The 26,214-nt window shown below is 61.5% G+C and carries 24 protein-coding genes; 20 read left to right on the top strand and 4 right to left on the bottom strand.

Annotated elements, in window-relative coordinates; genetic code table 11:
• Window positions 1-23 precede the first annotated feature (23 nt).
• The 3 genes from mutS (at window position 24) to murJ (ending at window position 7,223) form a co-directional block, all read left to right on the top strand.
• Window positions 24-2,675: a DNA mismatch repair protein MutS gene (gene mutS / locus AC1PUL_RS16095; protein WP_480468605.1), complete on the top strand. Its 2,652-nt coding sequence runs from the start codon at window positions 24-26 to the stop codon at window positions 2,673-2,675.
• 92 nt (window positions 2,676-2,767) lie between these two features.
• On the top strand, window positions 2,768-5,614 hold the full coding sequence (locus AC1PUL_RS16090; RefSeq protein WP_480465130.1) for a [protein-PII] uridylyltransferase: 2,847 nt from the start codon (window positions 2,768-2,770) through the stop codon (window positions 5,612-5,614).
• Window positions 5,615-5,618: 4 nt separating this feature from the next.
• Window positions 5,619-7,223 carry a murein biosynthesis integral membrane protein MurJ gene (murJ, locus tag AC1PUL_RS16085; RefSeq protein WP_480465129.1) on the top strand — a complete coding sequence of 535 codons (1,605 nt, stop codon included), beginning with the start codon at window positions 5,619-5,621 and terminating at the stop codon, window positions 7,221-7,223.
• On the opposite strand, the gene AC1PUL_RS16080 is transcribed toward murJ, so the two are convergent.
• On the bottom strand, window positions 7,214-7,630 hold the full coding sequence (locus AC1PUL_RS16080) for a peptidoglycan L,D-endopeptidase MepK (protein WP_298460219.1): 417 nt from the start codon (window positions 7,628-7,630) through the stop codon (window positions 7,214-7,216). The two genes, murJ and AC1PUL_RS16080, sit on opposite strands and share 10 nt — an antisense overlap.
• Window positions 7,631-7,880: 250 nt before the next feature.
• On the opposite strand from AC1PUL_RS16080, the gene AC1PUL_RS16075 reads away from it, so the two are divergent.
• From AC1PUL_RS16075 to trmB, 16 genes are all read left to right on the top strand, one after another.
• A complete protein-coding gene (locus AC1PUL_RS16075) occupies window positions 7,881-8,279 on the top strand; it encodes a VOC family protein (RefSeq protein WP_480465128.1) in 399 nt (132 codons plus the stop codon).
• A gap of 100 nt (window positions 8,280-8,379) precedes the next feature.
• Window positions 8,380-9,444: a tryptophan--tRNA ligase gene (gene trpS / locus AC1PUL_RS16070; protein ID WP_480465127.1), complete on the top strand. Its 1,065-nt coding sequence runs from the start codon at window positions 8,380-8,382 to the stop codon at window positions 9,442-9,444.
• A gap of 73 nt (window positions 9,445-9,517) precedes the next feature.
• Window positions 9,518-10,009: a universal stress protein gene (locus tag AC1PUL_RS16065; protein ID WP_298460214.1), complete on the top strand. Its 492-nt coding sequence runs from the start codon at window positions 9,518-9,520 to the stop codon at window positions 10,007-10,009.
• 100 nt (window positions 10,010-10,109) lie between these two features.
• Window positions 10,110-10,673: a NifU family protein gene (locus AC1PUL_RS16060; protein WP_298460213.1), complete on the top strand. Its 564-nt coding sequence runs from the start codon at window positions 10,110-10,112 to the stop codon at window positions 10,671-10,673.
• Window positions 10,674-10,694: 21 nt separating this feature from the next.
• Window positions 10,695-11,342 carry a tRNA (adenosine(37)-N6)-threonylcarbamoyltransferase complex dimerization subunit type 1 TsaB gene (gene tsaB / locus AC1PUL_RS16055; RefSeq protein ID WP_480465126.1) on the top strand — a complete coding sequence of 216 codons (648 nt, stop codon included), beginning with the start codon at window positions 10,695-10,697 and terminating at the stop codon, window positions 11,340-11,342.
• Window position 11,343: 1 nt separating this feature from the next.
• A complete protein-coding gene (locus tag AC1PUL_RS16050; protein WP_298460209.1) occupies window positions 11,344-11,841 on the top strand; it encodes a GNAT family N-acetyltransferase in 498 nt (165 codons plus the stop codon).
• Between the two features lie 44 nt (window positions 11,842-11,885).
• Window positions 11,886-12,314, top strand: a complete 429-nt coding sequence (locus AC1PUL_RS16045) for a Fur family transcriptional regulator (RefSeq protein ID WP_480465125.1) — start codon at window positions 11,886-11,888, stop codon at window positions 12,312-12,314.
• 33 nt (window positions 12,315-12,347) lie between these two features.
• Window positions 12,348-13,142, top strand: a complete 795-nt coding sequence (gene olsA / locus AC1PUL_RS16040) for a lyso-ornithine lipid O-acyltransferase (protein ID WP_480468604.1) — start codon at window positions 12,348-12,350, stop codon at window positions 13,140-13,142.
• A 57-nt stretch (window positions 13,143-13,199) separates the two neighbouring features.
• The gene (miaB, locus tag AC1PUL_RS16035) at window positions 13,200-14,594 is read left to right on the top strand and encodes a tRNA (N6-isopentenyl adenosine(37)-C2)-methylthiotransferase MiaB (RefSeq protein ID WP_480465124.1); all 1,395 of its coding nucleotides are present in this window, start codon (window positions 13,200-13,202) and stop codon (window positions 14,592-14,594) included.
• Between the two features lie 40 nt (window positions 14,595-14,634).
• On the top strand, window positions 14,635-15,690 hold the full coding sequence (locus tag AC1PUL_RS16030) for a PhoH family protein (RefSeq protein ID WP_298460198.1): 1,056 nt from the start codon (window positions 14,635-14,637) through the stop codon (window positions 15,688-15,690).
• 20 nt (window positions 15,691-15,710) lie between these two features.
• A complete protein-coding gene (gene ybeY, locus AC1PUL_RS16025) occupies window positions 15,711-16,217 on the top strand; it encodes an rRNA maturation RNase YbeY (protein WP_480465123.1) in 507 nt (168 codons plus the stop codon).
• A 12-nt stretch (window positions 16,218-16,229) separates the two neighbouring features.
• Window positions 16,230-17,510, top strand: coding sequence for a hemolysin family protein (locus tag AC1PUL_RS16020; RefSeq protein WP_480465122.1), 1,281 nt, complete (start codon window positions 16,230-16,232; stop codon window positions 17,508-17,510).
• Window positions 17,511-17,600: 90 nt separating this feature from the next.
• The gene (lnt, locus tag AC1PUL_RS16015) at window positions 17,601-19,190 is read left to right on the top strand and encodes an apolipoprotein N-acyltransferase (RefSeq protein ID WP_480465121.1); all 1,590 of its coding nucleotides are present in this window, start codon (window positions 17,601-17,603) and stop codon (window positions 19,188-19,190) included.
• 148 nt (window positions 19,191-19,338) lie between these two features.
• Window positions 19,339-19,755, top strand: coding sequence for a helix-turn-helix domain-containing protein (locus AC1PUL_RS16010; protein ID WP_185808421.1), 417 nt, complete (start codon window positions 19,339-19,341; stop codon window positions 19,753-19,755).
• A gap of 166 nt (window positions 19,756-19,921) precedes the next feature.
• Entirely contained in the window at window positions 19,922-21,160 is a 1,239-nt protein-coding gene (metK, locus tag AC1PUL_RS16005) for a methionine adenosyltransferase (protein WP_480465120.1), read from the top strand.
• A gap of 5 nt (window positions 21,161-21,165) precedes the next feature.
• Entirely contained in the window at window positions 21,166-21,867 is a 702-nt protein-coding gene (trmB, locus tag AC1PUL_RS16000; protein WP_480465119.1) for a tRNA (guanosine(46)-N7)-methyltransferase TrmB, read from the top strand.
• Window positions 21,868-21,909: 42 nt separating this feature from the next.
• Here trmB and AC1PUL_RS15995 read toward each other — a convergent pair whose 3' ends face one another.
• Window positions 21,910-22,167, bottom strand: coding sequence for a BQ00720 family protein (locus tag AC1PUL_RS15995; protein ID WP_480465118.1), 258 nt, complete (start codon window positions 22,165-22,167; stop codon window positions 21,910-21,912).
• A 49-nt stretch (window positions 22,168-22,216) separates the two neighbouring features.
• Window positions 22,217-22,639: an Hsp20 family protein gene (locus AC1PUL_RS15990; protein WP_480465117.1), complete on the bottom strand. Its 423-nt coding sequence runs from the start codon at window positions 22,637-22,639 to the stop codon at window positions 22,217-22,219.
• A gap of 139 nt (window positions 22,640-22,778) precedes the next feature.
• On the opposite strand from AC1PUL_RS15990, the gene AC1PUL_RS15985 reads away from it, so the two are divergent.
• Window positions 22,779-23,723, top strand: a complete 945-nt coding sequence (locus AC1PUL_RS15985; protein ID WP_480465116.1) for a nucleoside hydrolase — start codon at window positions 22,779-22,781, stop codon at window positions 23,721-23,723.
• Between the two features lie 64 nt (window positions 23,724-23,787).
• On the opposite strand, the gene AC1PUL_RS15980 is transcribed toward AC1PUL_RS15985, so the two are convergent.
• Window positions 23,788-26,133, bottom strand: coding sequence for a methyl-accepting chemotaxis protein (locus tag AC1PUL_RS15980; RefSeq protein ID WP_480465115.1), 2,346 nt, complete (start codon window positions 26,131-26,133; stop codon window positions 23,788-23,790).
• Window positions 26,134-26,214 lie beyond the last annotated feature (81 nt).

Here is a 26,214-nt window from a genome sequence, read left to right as displayed (position 1 = left end):
AAAGCCGCGCCACGGCGACCCCGATGATGGAGCAGTATATCGAGATCAAGGCGGCCAATCCGGGCAGCCTGCTCTTCTATCGCATGGGCGATTTCTACGAGCTCTTCTTCGAGGATGCGGTCGATGCCTCCCGTGCGCTCGGCATCACGCTGACGAAGCGCGGCCAGCATCTCGGCCAGGACATCCCGATGTGCGGCGTGCCCGTGCATGCGGCGGATGATTACCTGCAGAAGCTGATCACACTCGGCTTCCGCGTCGCCGTCTGTGAACAGGTCGAAGACCCGGCCGAGGCCAAGAAGCGCGGCTCGAAATCGGTAGTCAAGCGCGATGTCGTGCGCCTCGTCACGCCGGGCACGATCACTGAGGACAAGCTCCTCTCCCCCTTCGAATCGAATTATCTGATGGCGCTTGCCCGCATCCGCGGCGGTTCCGCCCCGCAGCTGGCGCTCGCCTGGATCGATATCTCCACCGGCATCTTCCGTCTGGCAGAAACCACCGAGACGCGGCTGCTCGCCGACATCCTGCGCATCGAGCCGCGCGAACTCATCGTGCCCGACACGCTCTTCCACGACGAGGAGCTGAAGCCCGCCTTCGACGTTCTCGGTCGTGTCGTCGTGCCCCAACCTGCCGTGCTCTTCGACAGCGCCAGCGCCGAGGGCCGCATCGCCCGCTATTTCGGCGTCGGAACGCTCGACGGCTTCGGTGCCTTCTCGCGCGCCGAAATCGCCGCTGCGGCCGCCGCTGTCGCCTATGTCGAAAAGACCCAGATCTCCGAGCGCCCGCCGCTCGGCCTGCCCGAGCGCCAGAATGCCGCTTCGACCCTGTTCATCGATCCGGCAACCCGCGCCAATCTCGAGCTGGTCAAGACGCTGTCGGGCGAGCGCAATGGCTCGCTGCTTAAGGCCATCGACCGCACCGTAACAGGTGGCGGCGCCCGTCTGCTGGCTGAGCGCCTGATGTCGCCGCTGACTGATCCGGACGCCATCGCCGAACGTCAGGATTCCATCGCCTTTCTGCTGGCTGACGGCCTGCTCGTCGACCGCCTGCGCGATGCCCTGAAGCGCGTGCCCGACATGCCGCGCGCGCTCTCGCGCCTTGCGCTCGATCGCGGCGGTCCGCGTGATCTCGGTTCGATCGTCGCCGGTCTTGCCGCCTCCGCCGAGGTCGGCCGCCTGCTCGACCCGTCGAGCCTGCCGAAGGAACTCACCGAGGCTCTGGCCGATCTTGCCGCATTGCCCGCCGATCTCGCGCCGAGCCTTGCATCGATGTTGGCTGACGAATTGCCACTCCTGAAACGTGATGGCGGCTTCTTGCGCGATGGCGCGATACCTGAGCTTGACGAACTCAGGGCACTGCGCGACCAGTCCCGCCGGGTGATCGCAGGCCTGCAGCTGCAATATGCCGAGGAAGCCGGCATCAAGTCGTTGAAGATCAAGCACAACAACGTTCTCGGCTATTTCATCGAGGTGACCGCCGGCAATGCCGGTCCGATGACCGACACGGACGAGGCGAAATCCCGCTTCATCCATCGCCAGACCATGGCCAACGCCATGCGCTTCACAACGACGGAACTTGCCGATCTCGAAAGCCGGATTGCCAACGCTGCCGGTCAGGCGCTGTCGCTCGAGCTGGCCGCCTTCGACCAGATGGTGGCGCAAGTGATCGCCGCTGCCGAGCCGATCAAGGCCGCTGCCCGGGCGCTCGCCGTGATCGATGTTGCAGCCGGCCTTGCGGCCTTGGCCGAAGAGCAGGGCTACTGCCGCCCGCTCGTCGATGACACCAGAATGTTCACGATTACCGCCGGGCGCCATCCGGTCGTCGAGCAGGCGCTCCGCCGTCAGGCGGCCAGCCCCTTCATCGCCAATGATTGCAATCTCTCGCCTCAGGATACCAAAGGCCCCGGCGCCATCTGGCTGCTGACCGGTCCCAACATGGGCGGTAAGTCGACCTTCCTGCGCCAGAACGCGCTGATCGCCATCCTCGCCCAGATGGGCTCCTTCGTGCCCGCCGGTGCCGCCCACATCGGCGTGGTCGATCGCCTCTTCTCTCGCGTCGGCGCCTCGGATGATCTGGCGCGCGGCCGCTCGACCTTCATGGTCGAGATGGTGGAAACCGCCGCCATCCTCAACCAGGCGACAGATCGTTCGCTTGTTATCCTCGACGAAATCGGTCGTGGCACGGCGACCTTCGACGGCCTCTCCATCGCCTGGGCCGCCGTCGAGCATCTGCATGAGGCAAACCGGTGCCGCTCGCTGTTTGCCACCCATTTCCACGAGCTGACGGCGCTGTCGGAAAAGCTTGCCCGCATGTCGAACGTCACGATGCGCGTCAAGGAATGGGACGGCGACGTCATCTTCCTGCATGAGGTTGGCCCCGGGGCTGCGGATCGCTCCTACGGTATCCAGGTCGCTCGTCTCGCCGGTCTGCCGGCAGCCGTGGTGTCGCGTGCCCGGGAGGTCCTGACCCGCCTCGAAGACAGCGATCGCAAGAACCCGGCCGCCCAGCTGATCGACGATCTGCCGCTGTTCCAGGTCGCCGTGCGCCGTGAGGAGATCCAGAAATCCGGACCGTCGAAGGTCGAGGAGGCCCTGCGCTCACTCGATCTTGACGATCTGACGCCTCGCCAGGCGCTCGATGCGCTCTATGATCTCAAGAAACAACTTGGCAAGCCTTGACCGGTAGAGTGCCTGTCAATCGCGCCCGAAAGGCGCTATAGCGCCACCAATCCCGGCTGATTCCCGGGTTCCCAAGAGATGATGCAGCCCCCATGGCCAAAGCAGACCTCGCCTTCGACGACCTCCTCGACATCGACGCTCTCAAGGCGTCCTGTAAAGCAGTGGCCGAGGCCGGCTCCGGCAACATGCTCGAAACCCGTTCCAAGCTCCTGCCGATCCTGAAGAAAGCCTCGGCCGATGCCCGCGAACAGGCACGGCTGAAACTCTTTGAGGATGGTAGCGGGCTGAATTGCGCCAACCGCATTTCCTGGATCCAGGACCAGCTGATTTCGGTCATTTTCGATTTCGCCCGCACCCACGTCTATCCGAAGGATGCGAACGGTCTTTCGGTCGCGGCCGTCGGCGGTTATGGCCGCGGCACGCTGGCGCCCGGTTCCGACATCGACCTGCTCTTCCTGCTGCCATCAAAGGCTGGCCCTGCCATGCACAAGGCAGTCGAGTTCATTCTCTATCTGCTCTGGGATGTCGGCTTCAAGGTCGGCCATGCGACTCGCACCGTCGAGGAATGCATTCGTCTCTCGACCTCCGACATGACCATCCGCACGGCAATTCTGGAGACCCGCCATATCTGTGGCGATGAGGCGCTCGTCACCGAGCTCCAGCGCCGTTTCGACCAGGAAGTCACGACCGGCACAGCGCCGGAATTCATCGCCGCCAAGCTTGCCGAACGTGACGAGCGCCACCGCAAGGCGGGGGACAGCCGTTATCTGGTCGAGCCGAACGTCAAGGAAGGCAAGGGCGGCCTGCGCGACCTCCAGACCCTCTTCTGGATCGCCAAATACAATTACCACGTCCGGGATACGGATGAACTGGTGCGCCTCGGCGTCCTCTCGCGCCATGAATGGCGCCTTTTCCAGAAAGCGGACGATTTCCTCTGGGCCGTTCGCTGCCACATGCATTACCTCACGGGTAAGCCCGAAGAGCGGCTCTACTTTGACATCCAGCCGGAGATCGCGAAAAGCTTAGGTTATCAGGCCCGACCGGGTCTCTCCGCCGTTGAACGCTTCATGAAGCATTACTTCCTGGTCGCGAAGGATGTCGGCGACCTGACCCGCATCTTTGCCGCCGCGTTGGAAGACCAGCAGGCCAAGGCGGCCCCCGGCATTGGCGGCATGCTCGGCCGTTTCGCCAACCGCCCGCGCAAGATCCCCGGTGCCAGCGAATTCATCGATGATCGCGGCCGCATTGCGCTGGCCGATCCCGGTGTCTTCAAGAATGACCCGATGTCGATCATGCGCCTCTTCCATGTGGCCGATCTGAACGGGCTCGAATTCCATCCGGATGCGCTGAAAGCCGTCACCCGTTCTCTGTCGCTCATCGACAATGATTTCCGCGAAAGCGAGGAGGCGAACCGTCTCTTCCTGTCGATCCTGACGTCGCGCAAGGATCCGGGTTTCATCCTGCGCCGCATGAACGAAGCCGGCGTGCTCGGTCGTTTCATGCCCGAATTTGGCAAGATCGTCTCGATGATGCAGTTCAACATGTATCATCACTATACCGTCGACGAGCATTTGATCCGCACGGTCGAGGTGCTCTCCGAGATCGACAAGGGCAAGGCGGAGGAGATCCATCCGCTCGCCAACAAGATCATGCCGGAAATCGAGGATCGCCAGACCCTCTATGTTGCGGTGCTGCTGCACGATATCGCCAAGGGTCGCCAGGAGGATCACTCCGTCGCTGGTGCCAAGGTGGCGCGCAAGCTCTGCCCGCGTCTTGGCCTCTCGCCCAAGCAGACCGAAATGGTCGCCTGGCTGATCGACCAGCATCTTCTGATGTCCATGGTCGCCCAGACGCGTGACCTGCATGATCGCAAGACGATCACCGACTTTGCCGAAAAGGTGCAGTCGCTCGACCGCCTGAAGATGCTGCTGGTGCTGACGATCTGCGATATCCGCGCGGTTGGCCCCGGCGTCTGGAACGGCTGGAAGGGCCAGCTCTTGCGCACGCTTTATTACGAGACCGAGCTTCTGCTCTCCGGCGGCTTCAGCCAGGTGTCCCGCAAGGAGCGCGCCAAGCACGCCGCCGAGCAGCTCACCAAGGCGCTCGAAGGCTGGAGCCAGAAGGACCAGCGCACCTATACCAAGCTCCACTACGAGCCCTACCTGCTTTCCGTCGATCTCGAAGACCAGGTGCGCCACGCCCATTTCATCCGCCAGGCCGACAAATCAGGCCAGGCGCTGGCGACCATGGTGCGCACTCATCAGTTCCATGCGATCACAGAAATCACCGTGCTCTCGCCCGACCATCCGCGCCTGCTCTCGATCATCGCTGGCGCCTGCGCCGCTGCCGGCGCCAACATTGCCGACGCGCAGATCTTCACGACATCAGACGGTCGAGCACTCGATACGATCCTGATCAACCGCGAATTCCCGATCGACGAGGACGAGATGCGCCGGGGTGCGACCATCTCCAAGATGATCGAGGACGTGCTGTCCGGCCGCAAGCGCCTGCCGGAAGTCATTGCAACACGGTCGAAGGGGAAGAAGAAGAACAAGACCTTCCCGGTCCAGCCGGACGTGCGCATCTCCAACGCGCTCTCCAACAAGTTCACCGTCATCGAGGTGGAGTGCCTCGACCGCATCGGTCTTCTCGCGGAAATCACCGCAGCCCTCTCGGATCTCTCGCTCGACATCCAGTCGGCCCGCATCACCACCTTCGGCGAAAAGGTCATCGACACCTTCTACGTCACCGACCTCGTCGGCCAGAAGGTGACCAATGAGAACCGTCAGGCCAATATCGTGGCGAGGCTGAAGCCTGTCATGACCGACCAGCCGGACGAGGCGAAGGATCAGGCGAACAAGGATCAGCCCTTGGCCGGCGCGGTCACGACCCTGCCGCAGTCGCGCAGCACCGTCCCGCCGAAAAAGGCCAGGGCGTGAGAGAATGAGCCTCGTCAAGAAATTCATGACCGTCGGCGGGGCGACGCTCGGCAGCCGTATCTTCGGCTTTGCCCGCGAGACCATGATGGCGGCGGCACTCGGCACAGGCCCCGTCGCCGACGTCTTCTACGCCGCCTTCCGCTTTCCCAATCTCTTTCGCCGGCTGTTTGCCGAGGGCGCCTTCAACGCCGCCTTCGTGCCGCTTTTCGCCAAGGAGATCGAGGCCAACGGCATCGATGGCGCCAAGCGCTTTTCGGAAGAGGTCTTCGGCGTCCTGTTCTCCGTCCTGATGATCCTAACCATCGCCATGCAGCTGTCGATGCCGCTGCTCGTGCAATGGATCATTGCGCCGGGCTTTGCCGACGATCCGGAGAAATTCGACCTGACGGTGCGCCTCGCCATCGTCATGTTCCCCTATCTGATGTGCATGTCACTGACGGCGATGCTGAGCGGCATGCTGAACTCGCTGCATCATTTCTTCGCAGCCGCCATAGCCCCCGTTTTCCTGAATATCCTGATGATCGGGGCGCTGGCCTGGGCACTCTGGACGGGAGCGGATCCGGCGACCACGGCCTGGGCACTTTCCTGGTCCGTGCTCGGCGCAGGCCTCTTGCAGATGGCCGTCGTCTATGTCGGCGTTCGCCATGCCGGCATCCGGATTGGCTTCAAGCGTCCGCGTTTCACACCGAATGTGAAACGCCTTCTCGTGCTGGCCGTACCGGCGGCGATCACCGGGGGCATCACCCAGATCAACCAGCTGATCGGCCAGGCCATCGCCTCGACCAAGGAAGGTGCGATTGCCGCCCTGCAATATGCCGACCGCATCTATCAGCTGCCGCTCGGCGTCGTCGGTGTCGCGGTCGGCGTCGTGCTCCTGCCGGAACTCGCCCGCGCGCTGAAGGGTGGGCATATGAAGGAAGCGGAAGGCCTGCAGAACCGATCGATCGAGTTCGTTCTCTTCCTGACGCTGCCGGCCGCTGCCGCGATCTGGGTGCTCTCCGACGAGATCATCCGCGTGCTCTATGAGCGCGGCGCCTTTTCCGAGCAGAACACCGCCGTCGTCGCCTCGATCCTCGCCATTTACGGGATCGGCCTGCCCGGCTTCGTGCTGATCAAGGCGCTGCAACCGGGCTATTACGCCCGCGAAGACACCAAGACGCCGATGCGCTTCACCATGGTCTCGGTCGCGCTCAATACGGGCCTCGCCATCACGCTCTTCCCGATCTTCGAGGAAAGCGGCATCGCGATCGCTGAAGCTGCTGCCGGCTGGACCAACACCATCTTGCTATTCTCAGTCCTCATCTGGCGCGGTCACCTGATCTTCGAATGGTCACTGCTCACGCGCACGCTGCGTCTGATCATCGCCTCGGCCATCATGGCTGGTCTGCTCGTCTACCTCTCCGATCGCTGGGCCGCCTGGCTACAGCCGTCGAGCCCGTTGTTCGATCAGTTGCTGGCGCTGGGTGGGCTGATTGCAATCGCCATGCCCGTCTATTTCGGCATCGCCTTCCTGATCGGTGGCGCGGACTGGCGCCTGGTCAGACGCAGCCTCAGGCGCCGGAAAAAGACAGCTGCCGAGCCAGCGGCGACGGATCAGGATCAGCAATAGGTCCAGGTCCGCTTCGGCCCGATATCGACATGCACGATGCCGTTGCAGTAGCGCCCGATCCCACCGATGCCGGGCGCGGTGCGGGCGGCCGCGACGATTTTCTTCTCGGATACACCGGGCACGCGGATATCCGCGGCAAAACAGTGGCTGTGCTGGGAGCGGCCGGAACGCGGGCGGTGTCCCGAGGTGACAACCGGCTTCTTGCCGGTCTTCTTGGCGATATGGGCGAGAATCGCCTTCAGCTCGTCGGGAAAGCAATTGGCTTTGACGCTGACCCGCTGCAGCGTATAGGCGACGGCCGTATCGTGTTTCATGAAAAAGTGCCGCTTCTTATCCACGGCCCCTGCGGGGGAGATGAGACCGAGCGAAAGAACGCAGCCGAGCGCGACGCGAAACAAAGTGCGCATGAGTGACCTTCTGGAATGGGTTTGTTGTTTTGAGCGATCCAGATCGCTTGCGGCGGGTTTTTATTCCCCCAAATGTGTCAAATTTGGTGCGCTTTGCTCATTTCTGCTTTTTCAGGTGTCGTGGGCCTGCGAATCGTCGTTTCCAAATGTCGCGAATTCATTCCCTAAACCCCTCGATTCTGGGAGGAAATTTCCCTATGCGTGACATCGAAAGCCTCCTCGTCACACATCGAACTGAAAGTGCGACTTCATGAGCGCAAACAGCCTCTTTCTCGTCAGCCTCATCGTCGACAGCTATGATCGGGCCAAGGCCTTCTACTGTGACAGCCTCGGCTTCGACTGCGTGGAAGACACCGCAATGCCGGACGGCAAGCGCTGGCTGGTGGTCCGTCCCAGAGGCGGCGAGGGGGCCTCGCTCCTGCTCGCCGAGGCCTCAGACGAGACCCAGCGCGCGGCCATCGGCAACCAGACCGGTGGCCGTGTCGGCTTTTTTCTCGAAACCGATGATTTCGCCCGCGACCATGAGCGCTTTCTTGAGGCCGGCGTCGTTTTCCGCGAGCCGCCGCGCCACGAGCCCTATGGCACCGTCGCCGTCTTTGCCGATCTCTACGGAAACCTCTGGGATCTGATCGAGCGGGCGAAGCCCTGACGACCGAAGTGAGCGCTTGATTGCGCCCCGCCCGCCGTGCATAAGCCGTGACCGACACGATCAGAAGATCGGGCCCTCCACCAGCCTGTTGAGGACAAAAATGACTGAGTTCAAGCCGCTGGTCTTCTCCGGCGTTCAGCCGACCGGCAATCTCCATCTCGGAAACTATCTCGGTGCGATCAGAAAGTTCGTCGCGCTGCAGGAAAACAACGACTGCATCTACTGCGTCGTCGACCTGCACGCGCTGACGGCCCAGCTCGTCCACGAGGATATGGCAACCCAGATCCGCTCGATCACGGCAGCCTTCCTCGCAGCCGGCATCGATCCGAAGAAGCACATCGTCTTCAACCAGTCCCAGGTGCCGCAGCATGCGGAACTCGCATGGATCTTCAACTGCGTCGCCCGCATCGGCTGGATGAACCGCATGACGCAGTTCAAGGACAAGGCCGGCAAGGACCGTGAACAGGCCTCGCTCGGTCTCTACGCCTATCCGAGCCTGATGGCGGCGGACATTCTCGTTTATCGCGCGACCCATGTGCCCGTCGGTGAAGACCAGAAGCAGCATCTGGAACTCGCCCGCGACATCGCCATGAAGTTCAACATGGACTTTGCGGAGAAGATCCGCCCGACGGGGCTCGGCATCGACATCAAGGTCGGCGACGAGCCGGTGCATGCCTATTTCCCGATGGTCGAGCCGCTGATCGACGGCCCGGCCCCGCGCGTCATGAGCCTCAAGGACGGCACGAAGAAGATGTCGAAGTCGGATCCGTCCGACCTGTCGCGCATCAACCTGATGGATGACCAGGACGCGATTTCGAAGAAGATCCGCAAGGCCAAGACCGACCCCGACGCGCTTCCGAGCGAGACGGAAGGCCTGAAAGGCCGCCCCGAAGCTGACAACCTCGTCGGCATCTTCGCAGCCCTTGCCGACAAGTCGAAGGCCGACATTCTCTCCGAATTCGGCGGCCAGCAGTTCTCGGTGTTCAAGCCGGCGCTGATCGATCTCGCGGTCGAGGTTCTGGCCCCGATCAATGCCGACATGCGCCGCCTGATGGAAGACCCCGGTCACATCGATGCGGTCCTGCGCGACGGGGGCGAGCGTGCCCGCACGCGGGCCGAAAAGACCATGAACGAAGTCCGCGACATCATCGGTTTCGTGCGATAAGGTCGCCGTCGCTGGCGGATTCGCCCGGAGCCCGCCCGCGCCACATCACATCTGTCCGGCGGCGGGGTTCTCCATGGTTTCAACACGTCTGTCACGTCTTGAAGGTCACCGCCGCAAGTTCATGGCGGTGATCGACAACACCCCGGAATGCTCGCGCGCGGTCCATTATGCCGGCCGCCGCGCCAAGAATTCCAATGGCGGACTGGTGCTGATCTATGTGATCCCGGAAGGCGATTTCCAGCAGTGGCTGGGCGTCGAGGAGATCATGCGCGCCGAAGCCCGCGAAGAGGCGGAAGGGATCATGGCCAAGGCTGCCCAGACCGTGCGCGATACGATCGGCATCGAACCCGAAATCGTCATTCGCGAGGGCAGCTCCTTTGCCGAGATCAACCGCCTGATTGAGGAAGACCGGGACATTGCGATCCTCGTGCTCGCAGCAGGCTCGACCAAGGAAGGCCCCGGGCCGCTCGTTTCGATGATCGCCGGACGGGGCGCCGCCTTCCCGATCCCGGTCACGGTCCTGCCGGATACGCTGACCAACGAGGAAATCGACGCCCTCTGCTGATTTCACCATCTGCGTGATCGCGTCTTGAAGATGCGGCCCGCAGGGTCTATTTTGGAAGTATTCTAATCTTTAGCGGTGGTATCGCCGCCCGGAGGCCCAAATGTTCATCCAGACCGAAGCCACGCCGAACCCGGCGACCCTGAAATTCCTCCCCGGCAAGGTGGTCATGGAAACCGGCACCGCCGAATTCCGCGACGCCGGCAGCGCGGCAGCTTCGCCGCTGGCCTCGCGCATTTTCGCCATCCCCGGCGTCACCGGCGTATTCTTCGGCTATGATTTCGTCACCGTTTCCAAGGACGGCCCGGAATGGCAGCATCTGAAGCCCGCCATCCTCGGCACGATCATGGAACACTTCATGAGCGGCGCCCCGGTCATGGGCTCCGCCTCGACCTCTGCGCAAACCGACAGCGACGAAGAATTCTTCGATGCCGGCGACGAGACGATCGTCGCGACCATCAAGGAATTGCTCGAAACCCGCGTTAGGCCCGCCGTTGCCCAGGATGGCGGCGACATCACCTTCCGTGGCTTCAAGGATGGCAAGGTCTTCTTGAACATGAAGGGCTCCTGCGCCGGCTGCCCGTCCTCGACGGCAACCCTGAAGCATGGCGTGCAGAACCTGCTCCGCCACTTCGTACCGGAAGTGCAGGAAGTCGAAGCGGTCTGATGTGACCGGACTGGAGACGAGATGATCGTTCTTGCGATCGACACGGCGGGTGTGGACTGCGCAGCCGCCGTTTTTGATTCCGACACTGGCAAGATCCTCGGTCGCGTCAGCGAAACCATCGGTCGCGGCCATGCCGAGCGGCTGATGGCGATGATCGATGAGGCGCTGGCGCAAGCGAAGCTGGCGCTTGCCGATGTCGATCGCGTCGGCGTGACTGTTGGCCCCGGTTCCTTCACCGGCATCCGCGTCGGCGTTGCCGCCGCCCGAGGCCTTGCCCTGGCGCTCGGTGTGGATTGCGTCGGTGTTTCCACACTCGACGTCCTCGCCCGCAATGCCGGTGAAACCGGAAAGCCGGTTCTTGCGGCCATCAATGCCCATCGCGACGAAGTCTATGCCCAGAGCTTTGAAGATGGCCTTCCCCAGGGTGAGCCGTTGCTGCTCGAACTGGACGATTATCTCGCCCGAGCCGCCATTCCTGGCACGGTGCTCGTCGGCTCGGCTGCCGCCCTTGTCGCCGACCGCGAGGCCGAAACGGGCCCCGATCACTACCCGATCGAGATCGTCGTACGCATTTCAGCGACGGCGAAAGCTCAGGGCAAGCCGAAGCCGCTCTATCTGCGGGGACCGGATGCGAAACCGCAGACGGGTTTTGCCGTATCGAGAGCCTGACATGCGCGACAGCCTGTTCTACCGCCAACCCGAATTCGAACTTGTTCCGATGACCTCTGAGCACTGCCGCGCAGTTGCCGAACTGCATGCCCAGCGCTTTCCCCGCGCCTGGGGGGATGGCGAATTCTTGAGCCTTCTTCTGCAACCGAACAGCTTCGGCTTTGCGGCCTGGCAGACCAACACGCTGATCTTCAAGGCGCCACTCTCAGGTTTCGTCCTGGCGCGCGAAGTCGCTGGCGAGGCGGAAATCCTGACGATTGCGGTGAGCGACAAGGTCTCCCGCTTCGGGCTCGGCTGGCGTCTCATGCAGGCAGCCATCCGCGAAGCAAAGGGCCGGGGCGGGGAGGCGATGTTCCTGGAGGTCGATGACGGCAACCAGGCAGCGCTCGGTCTCTACCGCAAGCTCGGCTTCGAGAAGGCAGGAGAACGTCCCGCCTATTACACGGATGAAAACGGCCGTCGGTCCTCCGCGCTTGTCATGCGCCGCGATCTTCGCTAACCCGGCGATTGGACGAACGGATCTTCTACAGATAAGCTGGGACCATGAACGACGCCTTGAAATCGCTGGAAACGCTGTGCGCCGAACGGGGCATGCGCATGACCGAGCAGCGCCGCGTCATTGCCCGCATTCTGGAAGAATCCGACGACCATCCGGATGTCGAAGAGCTGTATCGGCGCTCGTCCAAGATTGACGCCAAGATCTCGATCTCGACCGTCTATCGCACGGTGAAGCTCTTCGAAGACGCCGGCATCATCGAGCGCCACGATTTTCGCGACGGTCGCTCGCGTTACGAGACCGTGCCGGAAGAACACCACGATCATCTGATCGACCTGAAGACCGGCACTGTCGTCGAGTTTCACTCGCCGGAAATCGAAGCGCTCCAGGAGCGCATCGCCCGCGAGCACGGCTTCCGCCTTGTCGGTCACCGGCTCGAACTCTATGGCATTCCATTGTCGAAGGACGAGAAATAAGCCGATGTCCGCCATGCCAGTGAGGCCCGCGTGATCAACTGGCTCAGAGTCGGCATTTTCTTCGTCGTGCTGTTGCTCGTCTCGGGCCTGATGATCCCGCTCCAGCTTCTGGCACTGCGCTTCGACTGGCCGCTGCGCCGCCGCTTGCCGCGCTTTTGGCATCGCATGGCGCTCCGGTTCCTCGGTATTCGCGTGCATGTCCATGGCACGATCGAGGCCAATCGTCCGCTGATGCTCGCCGCCAACCATGCCTCCTGGAAGGATATCCTCGTCCTCGGTTCGCTCGCCGACGTCGTCTTCATCGCCAAGACGGAAGTTGCATCCTGGCCGGTCTTCGGCTTCCTGGCCAAGCTGCAAAAGACGATTTTCGTGGTGCGCGAGGAAAAACGCCGCACCGGTGATCAGGTGAACGAGATCGCTGCGCGCATGGCCGATGGCGAGATCGTCGTCCTCTTCCCGGAAGGCACGACCTCCGACGGCAACCGCATCCTCGGCATCAAGTCCTCGCTCTTTGGCGCCGCCGCCGCTGCCCTGCCGGACGAGGAGGATGCTGTGGTTCACGTCCAGCCCGTTGCCATCGCCTATACCCGTGTCCAGGGCATGCCGATGGGGCGTTACCACAGGCCGATTGCCGGCTGGCCCGGCGATATCGGCCTCATGGAGCATCTGATCGGCGTGCTGCGCGCCGGCGCACTGGATGTCGACGTCACCTTCGGCGAGACCGTGGAGTTCAGGAAGGGCGACAGCCGCAAGACGCTCGCTCTGCGCATCGAGGAGCAACTGCGCACCATGCTGCTCGCCCATTTGCGCGGTCGTCGCGAGCCCTGAAGGCCGCAAACAATTTTTCGGTTTAATCACGGCGCGAAAACCACTAAATAGCGCCGCATGACCCAGGAAACCGTGAGCCTCTCAGATAACCCGGCGCCGGGCGCCAACACGCGCAAGGTCTTCATCAAGACCTATGGCTGCCAGATGAACGTCTATGACAGCGGCCGCATGGCCGATGCCTTGGCGGCGGATGGTTATGCCCCGACGGAAGTCATGGAAGAGGCCGATCTCGTCCTGCTCAACACCTGCCACATCCGCGAAAAGGCATCCGAAAAGGTCTATTCGGCGCTTGGCCGCCTGCGTGAGCAGAAGAAGGCGCGCGCGGCAGAGGGCAAGGAATTCATGATCGGCGTCGCTGGCTGTGTCGCCCAGGCCGAGGGGGAGGAGATTTCCCGCCGTGAACCGGCCGTCGATGTGGTCATTGGTCCGCAGACCTATCATCGCCTGCCGCAGGCGCTGCAGAAGGCCCGCGCCGGAGAGCGCGTTGTCGATACCGAATATGCACTCGAAGACAAGTTCGAGCATCTGCCGGATCCGACCAAGATCGCCGGGAAGCCCCGCTCGGTCACGGCTTTCCTCACGGTCCAGGAAGGCTGCGACAAGTTCTGCACCTTCTGCGTGGTGCCCTATACCCGTGGCTCGGAAGTCTCTCGTCCGCTGGCGCAGCTCCTGACGGAAGCCCGAAAACTGGTGGACAGCGGTGTGCGCGAGCTGACCTTGCTCGGCCAGAACGTCAACGCCTGGCATGGCGAAGATGAGAAGGGTCGGGCGATCGGCCTCGGCGATCTGCTCTACCGGCTCGCCGATATCCCCGGTCTCGCCCGTCTGCGCTACACCACAAGCCATCCGCGCGACATGGACGACCGCCTCATCGAGGCCCATCGCGATCTCAGGATGCTGATGCCCTATCTGCACCTGCCGGTGCAGTCCGGCTCCGACCGGATCCTGAAGGCGATGAACCGCCGCCACAAGGCCTCCGAATATGTCGCGCTCATCGAGCGCATCCGCTCCGTGCGTCCCGACATTGCGCTGTCAGGCGACTTTATCGTCGGCTTCCCCGGCGAGACGGATCAGGATTTCGAAGACACGATGAACCTCGTGCGCGCAGTGAACTATGCGCAGGCTTATTCGTTCAAGTATTCGACACGTCCTGGAACGCCCGGTGCCGATCTGCCCGATCACGTGGCCGAAGAGGTGAAGACCGAACGCCTGGCACGGCTCCAGGCGCTGCTGCTTGAACAGCAGCAGGCCTTCATGCAGTCGATGATTGGCAAGACCATCGACCTGCTTCTGGAGAAGCCGGGCCGCATGCCGGGACAGCTGATTGGACGCTCGCCTTGGCTGCAGTCGGTGAATGTTGATGCAAAGTCATCGCAAATCGGTGACATTATACAGGTACGAATCACCGCAGCCGGCCCAAACAGCTTGTTTGCCGAGGTGGCAGAGGGTTAGAGTGAGGGCCTGAACCTGATCGCAACAGGAGCCTGATCGCTTGAACGCAACAGAAGTGGTTTCCTCACCCTCGCGCAATGTCCGCACCACTGCGACCGACGCCAATCACTTCATCTTGACGTTCGAGAACAACCGGCTTGCGAGCGAGCTCTTCGGACAATTTGACCAGCATCTGAAACTGCTCGAACAGCGCCTCCAGATCGAGGCCCGTGCCCGTGGCAATTCGGTCGCCATCACCGGGGACTTGCAGGCCACCAATCAGGCCCGCCGCGCGCTCGATTTCCTCTATGCCCGCCTGCAAAGTGGCGGCTCGGTGGAAGCCTCGGATGTTGAGGGTGCCATCCGCATGGCGGTCGCTGCCGACGACCAGCTGTCCCTGCCGACGCTGGAACGCAAGGCGAAGCTTTCGATGGCGCAGATCTCCACCCGCAAGAAGACGATCGCCGCCCGCACACCGACGCAAGATGCCTATATGCGGGCGCTCGAGCGCTCGGAAATGGTCTTCGGCGTTGGCCCGGCCGGTACCGGCAAGACTTATCTCGCCGTCGCCCATGCCGCCCAGTTGCTGGAGCGTGGCGTCATCGATCGCATTGTCCTGACCCGCCCTGCGGTCGAAGCCGGCGAGCGCCTCGGCTTTCTGCCCGGCGATATGAAGGAAAAGGTCGATCCCTATCTTCGCCCGCTTTATGATGCGCTCTACGACATGATTCCCGGCGACAAGGTCGAGCGCGCCATCACGGCCGGCGTCATCGAAATCGCTCCGCTTGCCTTCATGCGCGGTCGTACGCTGGCGAACGCGGCCATCATCCTCGACGAGGCGCAGAACACCACCTCGATGCAGATGAAGATGTTCCTCACCCGCCTTGGTGAGAACGGTCGCATGATCATCACCGGCGATCCGAGCCAGGTCGACCTGCCACGCGGTGTAACCTCGGGTCTGGTCGAGGCACTGAATGTGCTCAAGGGTGTCGAAGGCATCTCTGTTGTGCGCTTCAAGGACACCGATGTCGTGCGTCACCCGCTTGTCGGCCGCATCGTGCAGGCCTATGACGCCAAGTACAAGGTACAGGACGAGAGCGAGCAGAGCGAGCATTAAGCCCGCTCCGCTAGGGAACGATGAGCCAGTTGGACATACAGATTGCCGTCGAGGCAGGCGGTTGGGCAGACGAGATGGCGCTGGAGGCTTTGGCCTCCCGCGTGCTCGGTGCGGCGGAAACCCATCTCGCCAAGGTCGAGGGTCAGCCCTTCCCGAAGCAGCCGACGGAAGTTTCCCTTGTTTTTGCCGATGACGAGATGATCCGCGAGATCAATGCCGAATGGCGCGCCAAGGACAAGCCGACCAATGTTCTGTCTTTCCCGGCCTTTCCGGTGACGCCCGGCAAGATGCCGGGACCGATGCTGGGTGACATCATCATTGCCCGCGAGACGGTGGAGCGCGAGGCCGTCGATCTCGAGAAGAGTTTCGATGACCATCTCACCCACCTGATGGTGCATGGATTTCTGCATCTTTTCGGCTATGACCACATCGAAACCGACGATGCCGAGAAAATGGAAGCGCTGGAGACTCGCATTCTGGCGGAACTTGGCCTATCTGACCCCTATGCGGGGCAGGACCCCATCTGATAGTCTGGAACAATGAGCGATTTTGCGACAAAAGCGGCCCCGGAGGCCAAAGAAGGTAACGAGGGCCCCTCTTCTGAAGAGGGCAGTAGTCTTTTCCGAGCAGAAAGCTCGGCCCGACAATCTCCATCCTTCTGGGGCCGACTGGCCCGAATCCTGAAACCATCTTCTTCAACGAGCCTGCGTGAAGACCTGACGGTAGCACTCAGTGCCGACGCCCAGCTGGGCGAGGCGTTTACGCCCGAAGAGCGGGCGATGCTCAATAACATCCTCCGCTTCCGCGAGGTCCGTGTCGAAGACATCATGGTCCCGCGCGTCGATATCGAGGCGGTCGATCAGAGCGTGACCATCGGCGAACTGATGACCATCTTCGAGGTCTCCGGCCGTTCGCGTATGCCCGTTTATGCGGATACGCTCGATGATCCGCGCGGCATGGTTCATATTCGCGACCTGCTTTCCTACGTCACCAAGCAGGCCCGCAGCCGCAAGCGGGTGGCCACGAAAGCAGCCTCCGCATCCAATGGCGGCGAAAAGGTTGAGAAAACCGCCAAGCCGAAGATGGATTTCGATCTTGCTCGCATCGACCTCAGCAAGACCGTTGCCGAAGCCGGCATCATCCGCTCGATCCTCTTCGTACCCCCGTCGATGCTTGCCGCAGACCTCATGAGCCGCATGCAGGCGGCGCGCACCCAGATGGCTCTCGTCATCGACGAATATGGTGGCACCGACGGTCTCGTCAGCCATGAGGATATCGTCGAGATGGTCATCGGTGACATCGATGACGAACACGACGACGAAGAAGTCATGTTCAGCCGCATTTCGGATGACATCATCGTCGCCGATGCCCGTGTCGAGCTTGAAGAGATTGCCGAGGCGATTGGACCCGATTTCGACATCGCTGACCGGATCGAGGATGTCGATACCCTCGGCGGCCTGATCTTCTCTGCGCTTGGACGCATCCCGGCACGGGGTGAGGTTGTCCAGGCCCTTCCAGGTTTCGAGTTCCATATCCTCGATGCCGATCCCCGTCGCATCAAGCGGGTCCGCGTCGCGCGCAAACGTGCCGGTGCACGCCGCCGCGTGACCACCAAGGGCGATGCCGAAACTCGCGTCGAGACCGACAATGATGCGAAGGCCGCGTCGGAAGCTACTGCGATGAGCGGTGAGGCTGTAACCAAATCACGCACTCGAGCTCCGGCCAAGCCGCGCAGCCAAAAGAGCGAGGCGCAGACCGCAGGTACGGCACCTGAAGTGCCGCAAACCGAGCTGGAAAAGGCTGAGCGATCGTCAGCCTGACGATCGCGATCCCTGAAACCGAAAGCCGCGACATGGCTCCTGTTTTTTGGAAGACTGCCGGCGGTTGATTCGCGGTCGGAAGGGGTGGATATGCAGGCTTTGGCAGCAAGGATCCTGCTGTTGTGGGGTGTTAGGCGAGCTGGTCTAGCGGTTCTCGCCGGCGCAGTCGGGGCACTCGCGCTCCCGCCATTCGACATTTTCGCGTCGATGTTCATTTCCTTCACGCTGCTTGTCTGGCTGTTGGACGGGGCAACAGGCAATGCCGAGACCGGCAGGGCGGGGTTGTCTTCCTCCTTTTGGACAGGCTGGCTGTTTGGTGTTGGTTATTTCGTTTGCGGCCTCTGGTGGCTGGGAAATGCTCTGCTTCTGGAGGCGGACGAGTTCGCCTGGGCGATTCCGCTCGCTGTTCTTGGCTTGCCCGCCGTGTTGGCCATTTTCTACGGCTTGGCGACCATGCTCGCGCGTCTGGTCTGGTCAGATGGCATGGGCCGTATTGCCGCGCTTGCGGCGGCATTTGGATTTGTGGAATGGCTGCGCAGCTTCGTTGCGACCGGGTTTCCGTGGAATGCGATCGGCTATGCGGCGATGCCGGTGCCGCTGATGATGCAATCGAGCTATGTGCTCGGCATTCTTGCCATCACGCCACTCGCGGTCTTCGTCTTTGCTGCCCCGGCGCTGCTGGGCACCCGTCGTGGAGCGTGGCCCGGACTGCTGCTGGCTGCTGCCTTGATCATCGGACATCTTGGCTATGGTGCCGTCCGTCTGTATGGCGCGCCGGCGCAGGCCAATGATACCACGCTGACCGTCCGGCTTGTTCAGCCTGCCATCGACCAGTCCCAGAAAATGGAGAATACTGATCGCATCGGCATCTTCGAAAAGCATCTGGCGCTGACGGCGGCGCCACCGGAAGAGGGTAAGCCTCGGCCTGATATTGTCGTCTGGCCCGAAACGTCCGTCCCCTTCATTCTGACAGAGAACCCCGATGCGCTCGTGCGGATCGGGGATGTCCTGGAGGAAGGTCAGGTTCTTCTGACGGGTGCCGTGCGAGCCGAGGAACGCGGTGCGGGGCAGGCCCCGCTCTATTACAACGCCGTCTACATGATCGATGACAAGGGGCAGATCCTTGGCGCAAGCGACAAGGTTCATCTGACCCCGTTTGGCGAATACGTACCCTATGAAAACCTACTGCGTGAGTTTGGCATCGAGGAACTGATCAGCCTGCCGGGTGGCTTTACGGCTGCGTCGAGTCGCTCTGTCCTCAAGCTTCCATCGGGTGTCGGCTTCTATCCCCTCATCTGCTACGAGGCGATCTTTCCAGCAGAGATTGCGCCCGATCTTGGCGGATCGAGCGTCATCCTGAATGTCACCAATGACGCCTGGTTTGGTGCAACCCCAGGGCCCTACCAGCACTTTCAGCAGGCCCGCTTGCGCGCCGTCGAGACCGGCATTCCTCTCATTCGCGTGGCAAACAGCGGCATTTCGGCGGTGATCGACCCCTATGGGCGTATCATTGAGGGACTTTCTCTGAACTCCGTTGGGGCGGTGGATACAACTTTTGGTGTGCAAAATGTCCCAGAACGAAGCAGATACAACCATGCTTTAAACTTTTGGTTGGTCCTGGCCGGAATGACTTTGGTGGCGGGCGTTTCTAGTCTGGGTTTTATTAGGCGGAAGAATTGACCAAAAACCCCTAAAATTGCATAGTGGCTCAGACCGGTAATCTGCAAGTATGCTGAAAGATCATCGATGGCGAGCACAACGTCTCGTTATGGTGTGGCGGGCATGGGGTGAAAGTCGCAACGCCAACAATTTTGTCAGGACGACATTAATGATCGAGAACAAGAAGAAGCCGAACCCGATTGACATCCACGTCGGTAGCCGGATTCGCCTTCGTCGCACGATGCTTGGCATGAGCCAGGAGAAGCTTGGTGAGAGCCTCGGGATCACCTTCCAGCAGATTCAGAAGTACGAAAAAGGCACAAACCGCGTCGGTGCGAGCCGTCTTCAGAACATTTCGAACATTCTGACGGTGCCGGTTTCCTTCTTCTTTGAAGATGCGCCGGGCGAGCAGCCCTCAAGCTCGGGTATGGCGGAAGCCTCAAGCTCCAACTACGTCGTGGACTTCCTGTCGTCCTCCGAAGGTCTTCAGTTGAACCGCGCCTTCGTCAAGATTGGCGATCCCAAGGTCCGTCGCAAGATCGTTGACCTGGTCAAGGCGCTGGCGGCCGAAGCCGACACCGAATAAACGGGACCTCAATCCTGACAAAGAAGGCGGCCGCAGGGCCGCTTTTTTTGTGCGCCGAGAGGGAAAAATTCACTCACATAAAGATATATTTATGTGGTTGTGTCCTTGTCATCGCTACGCGAACTGAGTAACGATGCCGGCCGTTCATACTTTGAGGGGAATCCCGATGCGCGCAAATTACTTGTTTACCAGTGAATCCGTTTCCGAAGGTCACCCGGATAAGGTTTGTGACCGTATTTCCGATGAAATCGTTGACCTGGTTTACCGGGAAGCGGCCAAGACCGGCGTCGATCCCTGGACCGTGCGCATCGCCTGCGAAACCCTCGCAACCACCAATCGGATTGTCATCGCCGGCGAAGTGCGTCTTCCGCCGAGCCTGATGAAGACCGACAAGAACGGCAACGAAGTCATCAATCCCGCCAAGTTCAAGTCTGCCGCCCGAAAGGCTGTGCGCGACATCGGCTATGAGCAGGATGGCTTCCACTGGAAGAACGCCAAGATCGACGTGCTCTTGCACTCCCAGTCCGCCCACATCGCGCAGGGCGTCGACAAGGCCGCCGACAGCTCCAACAGCGAAGGCGCCGGCGACCAGGGCATCATGTTCGGCTACGCCTGCAAGGAAACGCCGGACCTGATGCCGGCGCCGATCTACTATTCCCACAAGATCCTGCAGCTGCTTTCCGCCGCTCGCAAGAAGGGTGAAGGAGACGTCGGCAAGCTCGGCCCCGATGCCAAGAGCCAGGTGACCGTGCGCTACGTTGACGGAAAGCCCTTTGAGGCCACCTCGATCGTTCTGTCCACCCAGCATCTGGACGAAAGCTGGGACTCCAAGAAGGTCCGCCAGGTTGTCGAGCCGTTTATCCGCGAAGCCCTTGGCGACCTGAAGATCGCCGATGATTGCGCCTGGTACATCAACCCCACCGGCAAGTTCGTCATCGGTGGACCGGATGGTGATGCTGGCCTGACCGGCCGCAAGATCATCGTCGACACCTATGGCGGTGCGGCACCCCATGGTGGTGGTGCCTTCTCCGGCAAGGACACGACCAAGGTTGACCGTTCGGCAGCCTATGCCGCTCGCTATCTCGCCAAGAACGTCGTTGCTGCTGATCTTGCCGACCGTTGCACGATCCAGATTTCCTATGCCATCGGCATTGCCCAGCCGTTGTCGATCTACGTCGATCTGCATGGCACGGGCAAGGTGACCGAGGATCAGGTCGAAGCTGCCATCCGCAAGGTCATGGACTTGTCCCCGTCGGGCATCCGCCGTCATCTTGACCTGAACAAGCCGATCTATGCTAAGACGTCGGCCTATGGCCATTTCGGCCGCAAGGCTGGCCGCGACGGTTCCTTCTCCTGGGAGAAGCTGGATCTGGTCAAGCCGCTCAAGGATGCGATCAAGGCTTGAACTGAATGACGGAACAGGAACGCAGGACGAGGTCGACCGAAGCCTTCTTCGGTCGACGCAAGGGTAAGCCATTGCGCGACCAGCAGGTTGAGCGAATGGAAACCGTCCTGCCGGAGCTGAAGGTCGATCTCACCTCTGAGGTGCCCGTAGACCTGAAATCCCTGTTTCCCCTGCCGGTCGAAAAAATCCGTCTCGAAATCGGCTTTGGCGGCGGTGAGCATCTGGTTCACCGCGCCCGCACCAATCCCACCACCGGCTTTATCGGCGTTGAGCCCTTCGTCAATTCCATGGCGAAGTTGCTGGCTGTGGTCGAGGCCGAGGGCTTGAAGAACATCCGCGTCTATGATGACGACGCGACGCAATTGCTCGCTTGGCTTCCTGAGGGGCAGATCGACCAGATTGATCTCCTCTATGCCGACCCCTGGCCGAAGAAGCGCCACTGGAAGCGCCGCTTCGTCTCGCAGGTCAACCTGGATCGTTTCCACAAGGTCCTGAAGCCGGAAGGCATCTTCTGCTTTGCCTCCGACATCGACACCTACGTCAACTGGACGCTGCAGCATTGCCGCGATCATGGTGGGTTTGAATGGACGGCCCGCAATGCGGCCGACTGGCTCACGCCCTATGAGGGCTGGCCGGGTACGCGCTACGAGGCCAAGGCCCGTCGGGAAGGCCGCTCTTCGGCCTATCTGACTTTCCGCAAGCGCTAGGCCGCGCAGCTCCTGAACCGCGCGGACGGCTGCTTGCACCGATCAGTGCAGCGAAACGGTCTTCAGGTCGTCTTCCGCCGCCTTGAAGAAGGTGCTGGAGCGATTGTCGGTGAGCAGGATCGGCGTGCCATCGGCGGCAAACAACGCCCACAGATCCAAGGTTGGATCGATTTCAGGGGCTTCCGGGAAGCAGCGTAACACTTCGTCGGACTTCATCTTGCGGATATAGCCCACTTCGCCGGCGCCGAGATGCGCCAGTTCGGATTTCGTCAGGCGGGCTGAAGCTTCTTTAAGTAACATTCCGATCCTCCGCGAATGAGGGAGAGGCGGCACAACATTGCCGCAACCTTCATTCTGCGGTGGAGATGTTAATTTTCCTTACTAGATGAACGGGATCATGGCGAATGATCTCAATTGAGAGCAGTCCGTTGCGCAGCGAGGCCCCGGTAACCTCCATGCCGTCCTCAATGGCGAAGACCCGTTGAAACTGGCGCGAAGCGATGCCGCGAAACAGATAATCGGCCTCCTCGCGCTCCACCTGCTTACCGCGAATGACCAGCTGATTGGCTTCGACGCTGACATCGAGCTCGTTTTCGGCAAATCCGGCCACTGCAAGCGTCACGCGCAACCGCTCGGCGCCCTTTTGAGGGGGCAGGCGCTCGATGTCATAAGGCGGATAACCGTCACCGCCGCGTGGCCGCCGGAAGGCATTGCCGTCGCCTGGGTCGAAGGTGATGATGAAGGCTTCCGTCGGCAGTCTATTGCGTGTCATTGCAGTCCCGTTTTCGGCCTGGATGGCCGTGTGTCTTAGCCGAATATGGGAAATCGCAAGTTCCCCGGCAAGCACTCTCTTGCTTGACAAAAGCGGACCCGCGTTCCAAGCCTCCCCCTTTCGATTTCAGGATCTCCTCATGACAGAACCACGCAAGATCATCATCGACACCGACCCCGGTCAGGACGATGCCGCCGCCCTGATGCTCGCCTTCGCAAGCCCCGACGAACTTCATCTGCTGGGCATCACGACGGTGGCCGGCAACGTTCCGCTGCGCCTGACCAGCCGCAATGCGCGTATTGTCTGCGAGCTTTGTGGCCAGACCGATCGTCGGGTCTTCGAAGGCGCTGACAGGCCGATGGTGCGCCCGCTTGTCACGGCCGAACACGTGCATGGCAAGACGGGTCTCGATGGCGCGGTTCTGCCAGAGCCGACCATGGCAGTGCAAGGCCAGCACGCCGTGGACTTCATCATTGAGACCATCCGCAGCGAGCCGGCAGGCACGGTGACGCTTTGCACGCTCGGACCTCTGACCAATATCGGGCTCGCATTGCAGAAGGCCCCGGATATCGCCCCACGCGTCAAGGAACTGGTGATGATGGGCGGCGGCTTCTCCGAGGGCGGCAACATCACGCCGGCCGCCGAGTTCAACATCTATGTCGATCCACATGCCGCGGCCGCCGTTCTCGGCTCCGGCATCCCGGTCACCATCATGCCGCTCGATGTCACCCACCAGTTGATGACCACCAAGGCGCGCGTGGCCCGCCTGGCTGCCCTGGGCACCAGGCCCGCCAAGGTCATGGTCGAGTGGCTGGAATTCTTCGAGCGCTTCGATGAAGAGAAGTACGGCTCGGACGGCGGACCGCTGCACGATCCGACGGTCATTGCTTACCTTCTGAAGCCGGAGCTCTTTAGCGGCCGCCACTGCAATGTTGAGATTGAGCTGCAGTCTGAGCTTACCGTTGGTATGACTGTCGTTGACTGGTGGCGCGTATCCGGCCGTCAGGCGAATGCGACCTTCATGCGCAGCGTCGATGCCGATGGCTTCTTCGACCTTCTGATCGAGCGTTTCGCACGCCTTTAATGTCCATAAAAAAAGGGCGCGGTCGGTGCCGCGCCCCTGGTTTCCTTCGGTGTTGAACCGGGCCTCAGAATTCTTCCCAGTTGTCGCCGCTTGACGAGCTTCCTCCTGCCGCAGCCATCTTGCGGGGTGCCGGCGCATGGGCAGGTGCCCTCGGGCTGCTGGCAGGTCTGCTTACGGCCGTGCGCATAGTCTCTGCCGTCGCCCGCAGCGCCGCCCCAGGCGCGCTCGCACCGCTCACCTGAAACTTCGCCACAAGTCCGCGCAGCGTATCGGATTCGTTGCGCAGTGCCATGCTGGCTGCAGTCGTTTCCTCCACCATCGCGGCATTCTGCTGGGTTACCTGGTCCATCTGGTTGACGGCGGCGTTGACCTCCTTCAGCCCCGACGCCTGCTCGCTGGCCGAGGCAGAGATCTGGCGGATGAGACCATTGATCTGCATCACCTGCTGGGAGATCTTTTCCAGTGTCTGCCCGGCTTCGCCGACGAGTTCGACGCCATCCTTGACCTGTGCGGCCGAGGCATTGATCAGCGCCTTGATCTCCTTGGCGGCCGTGGCCGAGCGCTGGGCGAGCTCTCGCACTTCCTGGGCAACGACAGCAAAGCCCTTGCCGGCTTCACCGGCGCGCGCGGCTTCCACGCCGGCATTGAGTGCCAGCAGGTTCGTCTGGAAGGCGATCTCGTCGATGACACCGATGATGCGCGAAATCTCCTGCGACGACTGCTCGATGCCATGCATCGAGGCGACTGCTTTCTGGACCACCTCGCCGGACTTCTCGGCATCCTTCACGGCCACCGAAACGGTGTTCGCTGCGGTCCCCGCGTTATCGGCGCTCGAATTGACCTGCTCGGTCAACTCGTTGAGCGCGGCAGCCGTTTCCTCGAGGCTTGCAGCCTGCTGCTCGGTTCGCTTCGAAAGATCGGCCGCACTCTCGGAGATCTCGCTGGTTCCGGCGGCAATGTTGACGACGCTGCCATTGACCGAGGCGATCGCCTGTTCGAGGCTTGCCACGGCGTCGTTGAAGTCGCGCTTGAGGGCCGCATATTCGCCAGGGAATTCGTCGGCAATGCGATAGGTGAGATTACCCTGCGAAAGCTGCGCGAGGCCGCTGCCCAGTGCCGTCACGACATGCTGTTGCACGGATGCGGAAGCGCTGCGCTCCTCTTCGTTGCGACGGCGCTCGCCTTCTGCGGACCTGCGCTGTGCTTCGGCCTCCGCCGCCAGTGTGTGGCTCTCGGCGAGCTTGTGACGGAAACCGTCAAGCGCCTTCGCGACGAGGCCGATTTCGTCTTCTCTGTTCTGGTTGGAGACGTCGTTCGCGTAATCCCCCTTGGTCATCCGCTCGACATCGCCGACGAGACCATGCAGGGGCCGCTGGGCGAGCGACCGCACGGCCAGGAAGAGTGCCAGCATGACAGCACCGAGCACGATCAGCCCGCCGACGATCATCATCAGCGTCTGTGCTTCGACAGGTGCGTTGATGGCAGCATGCGGGATATCGATGATGACGGCCCAGGTGGCGTTAACGCCAGGAACGGCGAATGGATAGAGTAGGCGGTCAAAGCCTTCGCCACCCGTATCCGCCAGATCCGTCACCACGCTGCCGGTACCGCTCGACAAGGCAGTCTTCAGAGCCTCTGCGCCTGGCGCTTCATATGGCTTCATCAGCAGATCATCGGTCGGTGCAACCAGCCACTGAGCGTTATGCGCAACGAGCAACACGCGACCCGTTTCGAACGGCTTCAAGGCCTTCAGCTTATCGGAAAGCGACTTCAAGGAGATATCAACACCCGTAACACCGATCAGCTTGCCGCCTGAAAACACAGGGTAGGCGATCGAGCTCATCGTCGTCGGGACATCCGTGCCTTCCGCCATGTAGGGTGCTGTGATCGCGCCCTTCCCGCTCTTGGCGGCCAGCGCATACCACTCGGCTGGATAGTCGGCGCGGAAGGTGGAGAACTGGATCTCGCCATCCTTGTTCTTCGACCAGTAGGGCGTGAAGTCGCCGTCATCATTGGCCGAAAGCTCGGTCTTGCCCTTAATCTCGTCCTTCTGACCATCAATGGCACGCGGCTCTTCAGCCATCCAGCTGCCGAAGGCAAACGGGTTCTGCTCCAGATTGGCCTTCAGGACATTGGTGATACCGAGCCGGTCGAGGGACTTGCCGTCATGGCCGCGACCAATAACGCCCGACATGGTGCGGGCAGCACTGGCCAACTCGCCGATATCTCCGGCGATTTCACGCGCGATGGATTTCGCCTCCGCATCGGCCTGTTCCATGGTGAGGGAGTGGACGCGATCGCGTGTTTGCGAAATCAATACGAGATTGGAAAGAAACAGCACCAGACCAATGGCGACGCCGGTGACAACGAGAAGCTTGGCGGCGATGGAACGCTTAAAGAAGGCGAACATAGGAGCCTCGAAATTGAGGATCAGGACGCAGAGACATTCGTTCTGCGCCCTCATGGCGCAGCCGGGCGCGGCTGGCCGCAC

This window comes from Rhizobium sp. P43 (assembly GCF_056730705.1).
This window is presented reverse-complemented; position numbering and strand designations above follow the sequence as displayed.

What these genes read in the sequence shown, in the direction of transcription:
- mutS (WP_480468605.1), top strand. Translation starts at nt 24, where the DNA reads ATGATGGAGCAGTATATCGAGATCAAGGCGGCCAATCCGGGCAGCCTG.
- AC1PUL_RS16090 (WP_480465130.1), top strand. Translation starts at nt 2,768, where the DNA reads ATGGCCAAAGCAGACCTCGCCTTCGACGACCTCCTCGACATCGACGCT.
- murJ (WP_480465129.1), top strand. Translation starts at nt 5,619, where the DNA reads ATGAGCCTCGTCAAGAAATTCATGACCGTCGGCGGGGCGACGCTCGGC.
- AC1PUL_RS16080 (WP_298460219.1), bottom strand. Translation starts at nt 7,630, where the DNA reads ATGCGCACTTTGTTTCGCGTCGCGCTCGGCTGCGTTCTTTCGCTCGGT.
- AC1PUL_RS16075 (WP_480465128.1), top strand. Translation starts at nt 7,881, where the DNA reads ATGAGCGCAAACAGCCTCTTTCTCGTCAGCCTCATCGTCGACAGCTAT.
- trpS (WP_480465127.1), top strand. Translation starts at nt 8,380, where the DNA reads ATGACTGAGTTCAAGCCGCTGGTCTTCTCCGGCGTTCAGCCGACCGGC.
- AC1PUL_RS16065 (WP_298460214.1), top strand. Translation starts at nt 9,518, where the DNA reads ATGGTTTCAACACGTCTGTCACGTCTTGAAGGTCACCGCCGCAAGTTC.
- AC1PUL_RS16060 (WP_298460213.1), top strand. Translation starts at nt 10,110, where the DNA reads ATGTTCATCCAGACCGAAGCCACGCCGAACCCGGCGACCCTGAAATTC.
- tsaB (WP_480465126.1), top strand. Translation starts at nt 10,695, where the DNA reads ATGATCGTTCTTGCGATCGACACGGCGGGTGTGGACTGCGCAGCCGCC.
- AC1PUL_RS16050 (WP_298460209.1), top strand. Translation starts at nt 11,344, where the DNA reads ATGCGCGACAGCCTGTTCTACCGCCAACCCGAATTCGAACTTGTTCCG.
- AC1PUL_RS16045 (WP_480465125.1), top strand. Translation starts at nt 11,886, where the DNA reads ATGAACGACGCCTTGAAATCGCTGGAAACGCTGTGCGCCGAACGGGGC.
- miaB (WP_480465124.1), top strand. Translation starts at nt 13,200, where the DNA reads ATGACCCAGGAAACCGTGAGCCTCTCAGATAACCCGGCGCCGGGCGCC.
- ybeY (WP_480465123.1), top strand. Translation starts at nt 15,711, where the DNA reads ATGAGCCAGTTGGACATACAGATTGCCGTCGAGGCAGGCGGTTGGGCA.
- AC1PUL_RS16020 (WP_480465122.1), top strand. Translation starts at nt 16,230, where the DNA reads ATGAGCGATTTTGCGACAAAAGCGGCCCCGGAGGCCAAAGAAGGTAAC.
- lnt (WP_480465121.1), top strand. Translation starts at nt 17,601, where the DNA reads ATGCAGGCTTTGGCAGCAAGGATCCTGCTGTTGTGGGGTGTTAGGCGA.
- AC1PUL_RS16010 (WP_185808421.1), top strand. Translation starts at nt 19,339, where the DNA reads ATGATCGAGAACAAGAAGAAGCCGAACCCGATTGACATCCACGTCGGT.
- metK (WP_480465120.1), top strand. Translation starts at nt 19,922, where the DNA reads ATGCGCGCAAATTACTTGTTTACCAGTGAATCCGTTTCCGAAGGTCAC.
- trmB (WP_480465119.1), top strand. Translation starts at nt 21,166, where the DNA reads ATGACGGAACAGGAACGCAGGACGAGGTCGACCGAAGCCTTCTTCGGT.
- AC1PUL_RS15995 (WP_480465118.1), bottom strand. Translation starts at nt 22,167, where the DNA reads ATGTTACTTAAAGAAGCTTCAGCCCGCCTGACGAAATCCGAACTGGCG.
- AC1PUL_RS15990 (WP_480465117.1), bottom strand. Translation starts at nt 22,639, where the DNA reads ATGACACGCAATAGACTGCCGACGGAAGCCTTCATCATCACCTTCGAC.
- AC1PUL_RS15985 (WP_480465116.1), top strand. Translation starts at nt 22,779, where the DNA reads ATGACAGAACCACGCAAGATCATCATCGACACCGACCCCGGTCAGGAC.
- AC1PUL_RS15980 (WP_480465115.1), bottom strand. Translation starts at nt 26,133, where the DNA reads ATGTTCGCCTTCTTTAAGCGTTCCATCGCCGCCAAGCTTCTCGTTGTC.